This window comes from Candidatus Poriferisocius sp. (assembly GCF_965204015.1).
GTDB lineage: Bacteria > Actinomycetota > Acidimicrobiia > Acidimicrobiales > Bin134 > Poriferisocius.
Genome location: NZ_OZ241965.1, coordinates 724740 through 738081, shown reverse-complemented (window position 1 = coordinate 738081; position 13342 = coordinate 724740). Strand labels below are relative to the sequence as shown.

Below are 13342 nucleotides of genomic sequence, written 5' to 3'. Positions count from 1 at the left end.
GAATCTCGTTCCTCTGCACCACTTCCATGCCGTAGTTGGATAGTCGCTCGGGTTGAGGGAGGCGCAAGATCCTGGATCTCGCTAGGTGCCCGCCCTTCAGACACCCTCTAGAGTGGGCAGCCGGATGAAACACGACGAGACATATTCCCTGCAGGATGGATGGGCTGGGCCCGACGGCGATCTGGGCAGATATATCGCCAGGGAATCAGACAGGACTTTCAATTCGTACTGTCAACAGCCGAATTATGTGGAGGAGCACGCCAAGCTTGAGCAGGACACAGCGCAGGGTGGCTACCAACATCGTCAGCTATACGAATTGATCCAGAACGGCTCGGATGCGCTGGTGCCTCCCGAATCTGTTCAGAAGGGTGGAGGCCCGACCCGAGTCTCTGATAGGGGGCGCATTGAGGTCCGTCTGACAGAGAACTGCCTCTATTGCGCCGACAACGGCTATCCGATCGACCACAAAGGCGTGCGGGCGCTGATGTTCTCCCACATGTCTCCCAAGCGAGGCAGCGAGCAGATCGGCACCTTTGGTCTCGGCTTCAAGGCCGTTCTGGGTGTTAGCAACTCGCCCGAGTTCTTCAGCAGGTCGGGCTCATTCCGGTTTGATCGCAGACGTGCTCGCAACCTGATATTGGAAGCGGTGCCAGGGGCAAGTTCTTGTCCGGTTCTGCGTCTTCCCGAGCCCATCCACCCGATCGAGTGCTGGGAGCAGGACGAAATCCTCCGTGAATTAATGGGCTGGGCAGTAAACATTGTTCGATTGCCGCTCATAAACGGAGCGCATCGGGACCTTCGAGAGCAGATCAAGAAATTCCCCTCTGAGTTCATTCTCTTTGTACCTCATGTCGAGAGGCTGGTGATCGCTGGCGGTTCAGAGGAGCTGAGCCGCGTGGTGGAATTGAAAAGGGCTGGCGATGAGTGCATCCTCAGCGATGGAGACGAGACGAGTCGGTGGATGTTGTTCAAGCGGTCTCATGAGTTGTCGGATGAGGCCCGAGCTGATCCGTATCCCGGCGATGATCGCAATCAGGTACCCATCTGGTGGGCCGCGCCACTTGATCGGTCGGAGAGATTTAATGAGTTCTGGGCACACTTTCCCACCCTCACGGCGAGTCTCGTTCCCGGCATTTTGAACGCACCTTGGAAAACCAATGCGGATCGCCAGAACCTTCTTCCAGGTCCATACAACGACGATCTGATTGAGTCAGCGGCGGAGTTGATCGCTGATGAGCTGCCAAAGCTAGCGGGCGCCGACGATCCTGCCCGCCACTTGGATGCTCTACCTCGTCGTATCGAGAGAGGGGACAATCCTCACGCGGACTTTCTCCGACGGGCCCTCTTTGGCTTCCTTCATAACCGTGAGATCGTTCCAGATCAGGAAGGACGATTGCGTTTTCGGGGGGAGCTGTCATACCCTCCACAGGAACTCAAGCCTGCTGCTCAAGAAAGCAAGGTCGCCCTTGAGAGCTGGGCATCCCATCCAGAGCGGCCCGTGGACTGGCTCCACCACAGCGCGTTGACACGCGACCGGCTGGCCAGGATTGATCGTCTACATCATCCCGAAGGCTTAGAACAATGGGGCTACAAGCCGCCACGGTCCAGTCTCGCTGCTTGGATAGAAGCTCTTGTGGAATCCACGGACCCAGCAGATCAAGAGAGTTTGGTTCGAGCCTCGATCGCAGCAATTCAGACCATTGCGCTTATCGCAGAGGATGTACGAACCCACGAGCGCCTTGGCAGGGTAGTGCTGACAGCTGCGGGAGGCTGGCAGCCACCCGATCCAGAAGAGGTCTTCCTGCCCTACGATTCACCGACTGCTATCGGTGCAAATGAAGCCATGTCTATCGTTCATCCTGACTTGGTGAACGATGCGAACACCCTTGCAGTGCTTAAGGAACTGGGGCTGAAACAGCCATCACCTGAGATTCGGTTCAAGAAGGTAATGGAGCAGATAGTCGCGTGCCAGTACCGTCAACATATAGATCCTGATCTTCTCGAGTCGTTCTGGAAGACATCCCGGGCTCTGGATACGAGTGAAGCTGTCGCAATAGTCAAGAAGTATCCTCGATGGCAGAGGCTGCTGCATGTTCGAACCTGTGCCGGCCATTGGAACAAACTCCACTTGGTCTTGATGCCAGGCAAAATTGTCCCTGGCGATGGAAGTCGTGATGGCGGGGTGACAGTTGACGTTGTCTTTCATCAGCCTGATTGCGAATTGCTTCAGGAGCTAGGAGTTGTAGATGCACCGACCAACGCGTATGAGCTGAACACTGAGCGCGTGTTTAAGCGGTACCAAGAGAAGCAGAGGGAAAAATATCGAAGACGAGGTGACTTGCCGAGCAGGCCGCGTAGTGAACTTTTGGAATTCTTGAGTTATGGGAAGGTAGGGCCCCTAGACGTGTTCCCTGTCCTATCCGAGGTAGGAAAGGCACTCTACACAGATTCTCTGCTAGGAATAGAGGCCTGTTACGGCCCTTGGCTGATGTGGCACAAGACTCAGGACAAGTACCCGAAAGCACCTTTTGAGTCGCTCCAGATTCAATTGCTCAGAGAGCATGGACGAATTCAAACCCAAGGCGGAATAGTGCCGCTTGCCGATGCCCTCGGACCTGAGCCAGAGAATCTGGCTGCTCTGCATACGCTATTGCGACACCCGAGTGCCGACAAGATCAAGGAAACCTTCGACCTCTCCGAACCATCTCCGGAGATCTTCGGCGAGGGGGAGCCGGTTCCACTGATTGACATATGGCCGGGGCTGGAAGGCTGGCTTTCGCCTGATCTGGTTGAGAGTTGTCTTGTGTCCTGCGAGCGAATCGATGTCATTGGCCACAAAACTGACTGCTCTTTCCAAGCTCCCAACATCTATCTCGCGATTGGCGTTGACGACGATGAGTACAGAGCGCTAAAGCTCGTGTCGGACTCACTAGAACTTAGGCTTCTAGATTCAGACATAAAGGCCATCCTGCAGCGCAGAACCCCGGCTGAAGTAGAAGCCCGGCGCAGAGAGGTTCGCCAGTGTTCTACCGACGCAGAGCGCCTACTCGCGGCTGTAGGCGAAGGTTGCCTGCGTTCAGGACTCCCGCGCTCGCTTTTGGCTGTGCTGGAGGAAGAGCAGGGGCCCTTGACAGGGCTCGATATAGCGGAAGCAGCGATCGCGACTTACCACACCGATGCCCTCAGACAATTCAAAGCGAGTCTGGGCCACCTTAATCCGCCGCGGCAGTGGGCTGGGAGGCGAATCGAGTTGGAGTTTGTTCACTCGTTGGGGTTTTCCGACGAGTGGGCTGGAGAGCGGAAAAGGCACCGTTCGCCGTTCATGGAGGTTGTGGGGCCCCAATCGCTCCCAGAGTTGCACCCCTACCAGAGGACGGTCGCAGCAAATCTACGAGCGATGCTTCTCCCAGGCCAGAACGAGAGTGCCGGTCAGCGCGGGATGATCAGCATGCCGACCGGCTCGGGTAAAACTCGTGTTGCGGTGCAGGCAGTGGTCGAAGCCATCCGCGATGACGACTTTCCGAGCGGAGTTCTTTGGGTTGCCGACCGCGACGAACTGTGCGAACAAGCTGTGGAGGCATGGGAAGGAGTGTGGAGAAGTGAAGGGATTGAGGCAAAGCAGTTGAGAATCTCGAGGCTGTGGGGAGCACAGCCCGCGCCCCTGCCCACCAGCGAGTTGCATGTGGTTGTTGCCTCGGTTCAGACGCTCTACTCGCGACTCGCACGCCGGAGCGAGGAATATGAGTTTCTGAAGAACTTCAAGATAGTGATTTTTGACGAGGCCCACCGGTCGATCGCGCCAACATCTACCTCGGTAATGAGAGAGATCGGATTGACGTATCAACAGGGCGAGGAGGAGCCCCGTCTGCTAGGTCTCACCGCCACTCCCTACCGCGGTCATGATGAAGCTGAAACGAGGTGGCTGGCGAGACGTTACGGGGAGAAACGGTTGGATAGAGGAGCGTTCAGCAGCGATGATCCGCAGGAGGTCATCCGAGAGCTGCAGGACGGTGGAGTGCTGGCCCGCGCTGATCACGAGTTGATTGAGGGAGGGACATTTGAACTGAGTGACAGCGACTGGGACGAGTTGCGAAAATTCGTGCCGGAGTCTGAGCGGGGGGGATCCTGGAGAGGCTGGCTGCCTCAGAGCGTAGAGGATCGAATCGCTGCCAACACGGACCGCACAAGACACATCATCGAGGCGTACGAGAAACACATCGAGCCCGGATGGCCGACGTTAATCTTTGCCACTTCAGTGGAGCACGCGCAGACCTTGGCCGCGCTTCTCAACCGGAGTGGGATCACTTCCCGGCCCGTGAGCGGAACGACCGAACCAGCTACACGCCGACGGGTGGTCGAGGAGTTCCGAAGTGGGGAGATAAAGGCGCTTGTCAACTACGCCGTGTTCCGCGAGGGCTTCGACGCCCCCAAGACTCGCGCCATCATCGTCGCTAGGCCGGTGTACAGCCCCAACCTCTATTTCCAGATGATCGGACGGGGTCTCCGAGGCCCGAAGAATGGGGGCGACGAGCGCTGCCTGATACTGAACGTCCGCGACAACATCGAAGGTTTTGGCGATGCGCTCGCCTTCTCAGAGTTGGACTGGCTCTGGGACAGATAACGCATTCACGGCAGACTCACCGCTCCTGTGCCCTTTTGGACACCTACGGCTGGCCCCACCTCCGCACCAGCCCCGGCTCGCCCCTGCCGTTCTGAGGGATCAGTCGGCAGTGCCGCGCCTCACGATCCATTCGTGGGGTTGGCCGGTGATGGCGGCGACACGCTCGAAGTCGGCGTCGTAGTGGAGCACGGTGAGTTGCCGGGCCTCGGCAATTGCCGCGACAAGGGCGTCCACCAGTGAAAGCGACCGGTGCTGACCAGATTGAGCCAAAAGGCCCTGCACTTCGATTGCTCGCCGGTGGTCGGCGTCTGTGGTGGGAGTATGGGGAAACGCGGTCAGCACTTCCATGAGCTCTTGATGATCGGCAGGGCCTTGGGCACTGAATCCGAGTTCGAAGATTACCGGGGCGCACACGGTAATGCGCCCTTCGGCGATCAGGGGGGCAGCAGCTGAGGCGACGATGGGCTTTGCCAGACGGGAAAAAGCGCTGGTGTCAGCCAGAAAAGTGGTTCGCGGCAACTACTCGTCTCCGCCCCAAGCGTTTTCAGCGGCATCGAAATCGAAGCGCTCGGGTTGGCTGAGCAGACCGATCAGCTCAAGGCGCCGCTTGGCGTTGATGATCTCCAGGAGGGAGGCATGAATGGTCTCGCGCAACGTTTTCGTCCCCAAGATCTCCGCGGCCTGCTGGGCGATATCTTTATCTACAAAAACAGATGTCTTAGCCACAGACTAAGGATATCAACACGGCGGGCATTCCCGCTGAACTCCATTCCAACGGCTCCGACTTCATTTGCGGAACCACCCTGGTCATTTGGAGTCTTGAGAACTCAGGGCTGGCTTCACTGGCGCTAACCACGCGTATCGGCTCGAATGATCCCTGATTGGGCGGCGGTTAGGTCGATTTGGGTGTCGGCGCAGTCGTTGGTGGCGTGATGGAGGATGGTGTTGTACTCGGCTTGGTCCATGGTCAGCTGCCATCGGTATTTGATGGTGGTCCACCAAGCCAAGTAGGTGCATAGGGCTTCGGAATCGGGAGGGAGCCATTCGGCTGGGTCTCTGGCTCCCTTGCTCCTATTCGTGCCCGCGGATACGGCGATGAGGTGCTCAGGAAGCGACAAGTCGTTGGCGTAAAGCTGTCTGGTGAGAGCGTCCCAAGCCCAACCCCCTGATTGATGAGCTTCGGCCAAGGCCACTACGTGGTCGACATCGAGCTGTCTGGCCACGGTGATTTCCTCTCCGTCGTAGTGGCTGTACCACTGGCCCTCTCGTATCCTTCCTCCTTCAACCAACGGATCAACCAGCGCCTCTTCGGCGAGGACTTCTTGCCTGGTGTCGAGGCCGTCGCCGTCGGCATCGATCCAGTGATTCCAATCGTCTCGGTTGTATCCCTCTGACTGTTCGGTGGCGATAGTGACCAGGGTGAGGAGTTCGGCCAGAGTGATCCATCCTGAGGACTGCGGCGCAGCTGGAGCAGGTGTTGTTGAGGTGGCTTCCCAAGTGGACTGGGGCTGCGGGGAAGGTGAGGCAGCCAACGTCGGGGTTGGGTCAGGTGTGGGTTGGCTGGTGGATGGTGGCGTTGGGCTGGGTGTGGGTTGGCTGGTGGGCGGTGGGGTTGGGTCGGGTGTGGGTTGGCTGGTGGATGGTGGCGTTGGGCTGGGTGTGGGTTGGCTGGTGGATGGTGGCGTTGGGTCGGGTGTGGGTTGGCTGGTGGGCGTCGGGGTTGGGTCCGGAGAAGTGGGGGTTGGGGTGGGCAACGTCGTGGGAGTTCCCTCAGCGATTGGCTCTTCTCGGTCAGCTGAGACGCAACCTGACAAAAGGGCAGCAGCCGCGATGGTGGCAATCGTCAGAAGCAAGCGGCGATGAGTGGGTTCGCTGCGCATCACTTCCATTTTCTCGCAATCGACGCGCCGCCGGGCTGAGAGGTTGTATTCGGTCTGCCGTTCTGATTGACCGTCCGGCTGCGCCAAGCGGGTACGATCTCGGGGCGTATGGGACAGCCGGTGACTGTTGTGGAGAGGGCGACGAGCCGTCCGGGAGTGATCCGCTATGAGATCAACCGGAGCATCACCGGCACCGGCCATGAGCACTACTCCGCTGGGCGGGAAGTGGCCGGGGAGCGGCCGGTGGACGAACTGGCTCGCCGTTTGTTCGACCGGGGTGGGATCGACGCCATCCATGTGAACAGCAACATCATCACCGTGGATCTGGCCAAGGGCGGCACCCGGGACGGCATCGAGGATCTGATCGCCAACCTGTTCATCTACTACGGCCCCGGCGTCGAGGTGCCCACCATTCCCGAAGGGGACTGACGGGCGGCAGAGGCGATGACCTCTCGTCGAGAAGCCGCCGAACGCTGGTTCATCTACCGGGGCGTTCCCCACGTCATCCACGACTACCGGGCCACCACTGGTGTGTTTACCCGGGCCGTTCCGTTCTTGGCCCTGGTGTTTCTGGTCGAGATTTTCGCCTCCTTCGGCGACCGATTCGACGGTTGGGCGCAATTCGGCGTGTTCTGGGCGGGCGCGGGCATCGCACTGGGGGCAGTGGCGGGGGTCAATCGGCTAAGAGGCCGTCGGCTGTTCCAGCTTCCCGATCGGGTGGGTGCCATCGAACTGGCCGTGTTCGTGCTGGTTCCACCGGTGCTGCCCGCCTTGTTCTCTGAAGACCGGTTGTCTGACACCGCGGGTCTGGCACTGATCAATGTCGCCTTGCTCATTGGGACCTACGTGGTGGTGAGCTTCGGCTTGCTACCCATGCTGTTCTGGGCCGGAGGCTACTCCCTAAGCCAGATCGCCCTGATCGGTCGGTTGGTCGGGCGGATTCTGCCGCTGCTTCTGGTGTTCAGCGCCTTTTTGTTCCTGAACGCCGAGGTGTGGCAAGTGGCCCACGACTTCACGTGGCCCTTCTACGCCATCGTGCTGGGGGTATTCGGACTCATTGCCTTCGGCTCAGTGGCGGTTCGGGTGCCCTCCGAGCTGGTGGGGTTGGCTCGCTTCGACAACTGGGAGCAGGTGGGCCAGTTAGTCGACGGCTGTGATTCGCCGCTGGCGCCGGCGACCCCGCCCACGGACTTGCCCATATCTGCCATTCCGCCGCTCGACCGCATGGACCGCGTGAATTTGGGACTGCTGATGTTTGTGGCCCAGGCGGTGCGGGTGTTGCTTGTTGGCGTGGTGATCGGGGCGTTCTATGTGGGCTTCGGCTTACTGACGGTGAGGGAGGCCACCATCGTGTCGTGGGTGGCATCGGACGGGCTGGATCCCCTGGCCCGCTTCGGCTTGTTCGGCAATGAGCTGGTGCTCACTTGGGAGCTGCTGGCGGTTTCGGGATTCATCGCTACGCTGTCTGCCCTCCAGTTCGCAGTGTCGACCATTGTCGACAAGGCCTACCGGGAACACTTCTACGATGACATGGCCAATGAGGCCCGCGAAGTTCTGGCCACTCGGGCTCTGTACTTAGCCGAACTCAGCCGCGAGGCCGAGCAGGAAGACGGTTAGCCAACTGCCCCGTTGCGCAGAAACTCCCCGGGCAGCGCTCCGGTTGACCGGTCGCCTGCCCAGGTGGGTACGCCGTTGACCACGGTGGCCCGATAGCCGGCCGGCTTGCGGCTGTAGCGCCAGCTGCCGGTGGGGAGGTCGTCGACTCGGACCTCGTCACCCAGATCGATTTCGTCGAGGGCGAACACGGCCAAATCGGCAGCCATGCCCTCGGCCACGGCACCCCGGCCGGAAATGCCGAAGAATGCAGCCTGCTTGCCGGTCACCGAGTGCACCGCCTCCTCGATCGTGAGCAGCCCGAGCTCGCGCACCATCTCGGTCAAGAAGAAGGTGGCGTCGCCTGCCCCGACGAACATCTGGATGTGCGCCCCGGCATCCGATGCCCCGTTCACCGTCAGCGGCGAGCGGGCCATGGCGGCCAGCGTCTCATTGTCCACCGGCTGGGGCTGGGTCTTGAGATGGGTGCCCATGTTGTTGTCCAGCAGCCAGTCGGCCACCGCGTCCGACAGGTGCACGCCCCGGGCATCGGCCAGATCGGCGATGGAGCGTCCAGCCCACTCGGCGTTGCGGGGCTCGTCGGAGGCCAGCAGGATCATGTGGGGGCGGTTGATGGGGGCCAGAGTGTAGGTGCAGGCGTCCCAGTCGTGGCGGGCCCGCTCTCGCCAGTCTTCGTCTCGCAGCATGGCCATCTTGGCCTCGTCGCCATCCACGTTGCACAGCTCGTGCCACGCTTCCACCCCGCTCCACATGATCGAACGCTCGAAGTGCAAGTTCACATAGCTGGGCCGCACTGAGTACAGCGTGGCGATCTGGCCCCCCTCGGCGTTGAGCTGATCGACCAAGTCCAGCGAGATCTGGCGCTCCTTGGCCCGGTTCTCTTGGGCAAAGAATCCGCCCCAGTTGGCCCGGATACCCCGATCCCGGCACAGCGCGGCCATGCGCTCCATGTCGCCGGGGAAGTGCTCGAACTCGAATGCCCGGGGCACGAACTGGAAGGTGGCGCCGGGATGGGCGGCCACCACGTCGAGCAGGTCGCCCCACTCCTGGTCGTCGGCCATACGGCTGGGCACCAGCCGGTTGTGGCGGTCTAGGTCCATGAGCGAGGTCGACAGCCCAAAGGCTCCGGCACCCAGCCCCTCGTCGAGCATCCGGGCCATCTCGGCCCGCTCGGCCTCGGTGGCGGCCCGCTCCCACGCCTCGGCGCCCATGACCCACATCCGCAGGGTCTGGTGGGGAAAGAAAGCGGCCACATTGAGTGCCGTCGGGTGCTCGTCATTGGCGGCCTGGTACTCCGGCCACGTCTCCCACGTCCACGGGATGGCTGTCTCGAAGGCGTCGGTCGGCAGGTCCTCGATAAAGCACATCAACTCGATGAGCTGGTTGCGATCGGCTTCCCGAAGCGGGGCCAGGCCCAGTCCGCAGTTGGCCAGCACCACGCTGGTGGTGCCGTGCGAGGGCATGGGGTCGATGTGGGGATCCCACCACAGCGATCCGTCGTAGTGGGTGTGGGGCTCGATGAACCCCGGTGTCACCAATGCGCCGCCGGCGTCGACTTCCTGCTCGCCGTCGGGCCGCAGTCCCGGTCCCACCTCGGCGATCACTCCGGAGCGCACCCGCACGTCAGCCTCATAGGAGGGTGCGCCGGTGCCGTCCACCACCGTCCCCCCGCGAACCAGCAAATCTCCTGAATCCATGCCAGAACCTTAGGAGGAAAATTGACCCAAACCCGACTCGGCTCTGAGGGAGAATTGGCAGACCGCACAAAGCCCAATTGATGCGGTGTTGAAGGACAAGGGTTGCCATAGTGGAGTCCGATGGCTGAGCCGGAACAATTGGTGGTCGAGGCCGAACGGCAGGCGGCGGCCGCGACCACCCTCGAGGAACTGAGCGCGGTACGGACCGCGATGGCCGGCAAGCGCTCTCCTCTGGTGGCAGCCCGCAAGGCGTTGGGCGACATGGAGCCCGACGCCCGCAAGCAAGCCGGACAGGCCTTGAACGCCGCCAAGGCATCTATCGACGAGATCCTGAGCGCCCGCGAGGCCGAGCTGTCGGCTGCCGCCCGGGCCGAGCAACTGGCCGCCGAGCGACTCGATCTCACCGAGGTCACCGAGCAGCCCGCCAGCGGCCACCTCCACGTGATCACCCAGACCTGGCAGGAGCTGGAGGACGTGTTCGTCGGCATGGGCTATCGGGTAGCCGAAGGACCCGAGATCGAGAGCGAGTGGTACAACTTCGGCGCCCTCAACTTTCCCCTCGGGCACCCGGCCCGCGACATGTACGACACCCTGTACGTGGACTACGGCGAGCCGGGCACCACCCTGTTGCGCACCCACACCTCCCCGGTGCAGGCCCGGGTGATGGAGAACCAGGAGCCCCCCATCTACGTGGTGGCCCCCGGCCGGTGTTTCCGCCAGGACACAGCCGATGCCACCCATATGCCGGTGTTCCATCAGATCGAGGGGCTGGTGGTGGACCGCCACACCACCCTGGGCGATCTGGCCGGGACCATCGAAGCGTTCACCGCCGCCTACTTCGGCCCCGGTTTCTCCTCTCGGCTGCGGCCCTCCTACTTCCCGTTCACCGAGCCGTCGGCTGAGTTCGACATCCAGCGCCCCGACGGCACCTGGCTGGAACTGGGGGGCTGCGGCATGGTGCACCCCAACGTGTTCGAGGCTTGTGGGATCGACCCCGAGCAGTGGCAGGGGTTCGCCTTCGGCTTCGGCATCGACCGCCTGGCCCTCATCCGGTTCGGCATAGACGACCTGCGCGAGCTGTGGACCAACGACATCCGCTTCTTGGGGCAGTTCTGATGGCCCGCATTCCGATGCTTGAGGCGGTAGCGCGGTGAAGGTGCTGTTGAGCTGGCTGCGGGAGTTCGCCCCCGACATCGACGGCGAGCCCGAAGATCTGGCTGAGGTCCTGTCCGACCTTGGATTGGCCGTTGAAGAGCTTTCCCATGTGGGGCGGGGGCTGGACGGCATCGTGACCGCCGAGGTATTAGCCACCCGGCCCCACCCCGATGCCGACCGCATTCACCTGGTGGATGTGGACGCCGGCGACGGCGAGGCCCTCCAAGTGTGCTGCGGGGCATTCAACATGGCGGTGGGCGACCTGGTGCCGCTGGCCACTGTGGGCACAACCATGCCCAACGGGATAGAGATCGCCCGCCGCAAGATGCGGGGCCAGTGGAGCAACGGAATGCTGTGCTCGGGGGCCGAGATCGGCATGGGCGACGATCACGAGGGCATCTTGATCTTGGAACGGGGCCTGTCTCTGGGAGTCCCCCTGGCCGAGGCGCTGGGTATCCACCCCGACGTGTTGTTCGATCTGGAGGTGAACCCCAACCGCCCCGACGCCATGTCGGTGATAGGCGTGGCCCGCGATCTGGCCGCTCGCCTGGGATTGCCCTTCTCAGTCGCGGCCCCCGAGGTCGATGAGACCGGAACGCCCGCGGCCGACCGGGCGTCGGTGAGTATCGCCGCCCCCGACTTTTGTCGCCGCTTCGGGGTGCGAGTGCTCGACAATGTGCCCTCAGGAGCGTCGCCCCGATGGATGGCCAACCGCCTGTTGGCCGTGGGGCAGCGGCCCATCAACGCGGTGGTCGACCTTTCCAACTATGTGATGTTCGAGTTGGGCCAGCCCAACCACACCTACGACCTCGACCTGGTGCCCGGCGGGGAGCTGGGGGTTCGCATGGCCCATCGGGGCGAAGAGTTGATCACTTTGGACGGCACGGCGCGAGCTCTCACTACCTACGACGGGGTGATCGTCAACCGCGACGACGAGGCCATCGGCCTGGCCGGGGTCATGGGCGGCGCCTCCACCGAGATTTCCGCTGATACCCAGTCAGTCTTGCTGGAGGCCGCGTGGTGGGATCCCATGACCATTGCCCGCACTGCCCGCCGACTCGGCCTGCGCAGCGAGGCATCGGCTCGATTCGAGCGGGGGGCCGACCCCGAGATCATTCCCCTGGCCTTGGACCGCTTCGCCGAACTGGCCGCCGCGCTCGGGGGCACTACAGCCCTTGGCATGATCGATGCCGCTGGCAATCGCCCTGAGCCCATCACCGTCCGGGTCCGGTCCCAGCGGGTCAACTCCATCTTGGGATCCGGCCTGAGCACCACCGAGATGACAAGCTTGCTCGAGCCCATCGGGTTCGCCTGCGAGACCGGAGGCGACGGCCAGGATTTCGATGTCACCATCCCGTCGTGGCGGCTGGATTCGTCCACCGAGATCGATGTGATCGAGGAAGTGGGCCGGCTCCACGGCTACTCCAAAATCGCCCGCACTGTGCCGGTGACCGAGCAGGCCGGCGAGCTTTCTCCCCAACAGCACGACCGCCGCCGGGTCCGGGCACTGCTCACCGGCATGGGGATCAGCGAGGCCATGCCTCTGCCCTTCCTAGCGCCCGGCGATCTGGCCCGAGCCGGCCTCGGCGACGACGGCATCACCGTGACCAACCCGCTGGTGGCCGAGGAGTCCATCATGCGGACCTCGCTGCGTCCTGGCCTGTTGAAGGCCGTGGCCTACAACGCCGCTCGGCGCACCACGGGGGTGTCGCTGTTCGAGATCGGCCGGGTGAATCCCGGCGGGGGAGGGGATCTCCCCGACGAGCATGAGCACCTCGCCGTGATCCTGGCTGGCCAAGAGGCCACCGCAGCCACCACGCTGTGGCGCCGCCTGACCCGCCATCTGACGGTTGCCCGCCCCGGCGTGGTCAACGGCCCAGTTGACGGGCTTCATCCGGGACGCTCTGGCCAAGTCCTGGCCGATGGCCAGCTGGTCGGATCGCTGGGCGAGATCGACCCGCAGGTGCTGGACGCCTATGAGATAGACGAGCGGGTGGCCTGGCTGGAAGTCGACCTCGGCGCTCTATTGGAAACCGATCGGGGGCTGGCCCCGTATCGAGCCCCCAGCCGCTATCCGTCCAGCGACGTGGATCTGGCCTTTACCGTTCCCGACGAGGTGTCGGCCGACGAGGTGTCCGCCACCATCGCCGAGGCCGGAGGCGAGCTGCTGGCCTCCGTCGCCCTGTTCGACGTGTTCCGCTCCGACCAACTCGGCGAAGGCCACCGCAGTCTGGCCTTCACCCTCCGCTTCGAAGCCCCCGACCGCACCCTCAACGACGCCGAGGTGGCCAAAGCCCGCCAATCCTGTATCGACGCCGTCACAGCAGTCCACAACGCCTCCCTCCGCGGCTGAACTTCTGCTGCAATTGACTTGA

Annotated in this window: 9 protein-coding genes; 5 read left to right on the top strand and 4 right to left on the bottom strand. The window is 62.5% G+C overall.

Going from position 1 to position 13342, the window contains the following annotated elements; genetic code table 11:
• The first annotated feature begins 124 nt into the window (after window positions 1-124).
• Complete coding sequence (locus ACOGJC_RS03450) at window positions 125-4621, top strand: DEAD/DEAH box helicase (protein ID WP_419847114.1); 4497 nt, start codon at window positions 125-127, stop codon at window positions 4619-4621.
• 99 nt (window positions 4622-4720) lie between these two features.
• Here ACOGJC_RS03450 and ACOGJC_RS03445 read toward each other — a convergent pair whose 3' ends face one another.
• The 3 genes from ACOGJC_RS03445 to ACOGJC_RS03435 all read right to left on the bottom strand — a co-directional run bounded on the left by ACOGJC_RS03445 (window position 4721) and on the right by ACOGJC_RS03435 (window position 6153).
• On the bottom strand, window positions 4721-5140 hold the full coding sequence (locus ACOGJC_RS03445) for a PIN domain nuclease (protein WP_419847113.1): 420 nt from the start codon (window positions 5138-5140) through the stop codon (window positions 4721-4723).
• On the bottom strand, window positions 5141-5347 hold the full coding sequence (locus ACOGJC_RS03440) for a DUF2191 domain-containing protein (protein WP_419847112.1): 207 nt from the start codon (window positions 5345-5347) through the stop codon (window positions 5141-5143). It lies immediately after the preceding gene.
• 122 nt (window positions 5348-5469) lie between these two features.
• Window positions 5470-6153: an HNH endonuclease gene (locus ACOGJC_RS03435; protein WP_419847111.1), complete on the bottom strand. Its 684-nt coding sequence runs from the start codon at window positions 6151-6153 to the stop codon at window positions 5470-5472.
• A gap of 468 nt (window positions 6154-6621) precedes the next feature.
• Here ACOGJC_RS03435 and ACOGJC_RS03430 point away from each other — a divergent pair, with 468 nt between their 5' ends.
• Together ACOGJC_RS03430 and ACOGJC_RS03425 are read left to right on the top strand one after the other, a co-directional pair.
• Window positions 6622-6930 (top strand): hypothetical protein, encoded by a 309-nt coding sequence (locus ACOGJC_RS03430; RefSeq protein WP_419847110.1) that lies wholly within the window; start codon window positions 6622-6624, stop codon window positions 6928-6930.
• 15 nt (window positions 6931-6945) lie between these two features.
• Complete coding sequence (locus ACOGJC_RS03425; protein ID WP_419847109.1) at window positions 6946-8118, top strand: hypothetical protein; 1173 nt, start codon at window positions 6946-6948, stop codon at window positions 8116-8118.
• Here ACOGJC_RS03425 and ACOGJC_RS03420 read toward each other — a convergent pair.
• The gene (locus tag ACOGJC_RS03420) at window positions 8115-9812 is read right to left on the bottom strand and encodes an N-acyl-D-amino-acid deacylase family protein (protein WP_419847108.1); all 1698 of its coding nucleotides are present in this window, start codon (window positions 9810-9812) and stop codon (window positions 8115-8117) included. The two genes, ACOGJC_RS03425 and ACOGJC_RS03420, sit on opposite strands and share 4 nt — an antisense overlap.
• Window positions 9813-9932: 120 nt before the next feature.
• Here ACOGJC_RS03420 and pheS point away from each other — a divergent pair, with 120 nt between their 5' ends.
• The gene (pheS, locus tag ACOGJC_RS03415; RefSeq protein ID WP_419847107.1) at window positions 9933-10928 is read left to right on the top strand and encodes a phenylalanine--tRNA ligase subunit alpha; all 996 of its coding nucleotides are present in this window, start codon (window positions 9933-9935) and stop codon (window positions 10926-10928) included.
• A 34-nt stretch (window positions 10929-10962) separates the two neighbouring features.
• Window positions 10963-13320: a phenylalanine--tRNA ligase subunit beta gene (gene pheT, locus ACOGJC_RS03410; RefSeq protein WP_419847106.1), complete on the top strand. Its 2358-nt coding sequence runs from the start codon at window positions 10963-10965 to the stop codon at window positions 13318-13320.
• Window positions 13321-13342: the final 22 nt, after the last annotated feature.

Coding starts and splice junctions, on each gene's coding strand:
- ACOGJC_RS03450 (WP_419847114.1), top strand. CDS start 125: ATGAAACACGACGAGACATATTCCCTGCAGGATGGATGGGCTGGGCCC.
- ACOGJC_RS03425 (WP_419847109.1), top strand. CDS start 6,946: ATGACCTCTCGTCGAGAAGCCGCCGAACGCTGGTTCATCTACCGGGGC.
- pheS (WP_419847107.1), top strand. CDS start 9,933: ATGGCTGAGCCGGAACAATTGGTGGTCGAGGCCGAACGGCAGGCGGCG.
- ACOGJC_RS03420 (WP_419847108.1), bottom strand. CDS start 9,812: ATGGATTCAGGAGATTTGCTGGTTCGCGGGGGGACGGTGGTGGACGGC.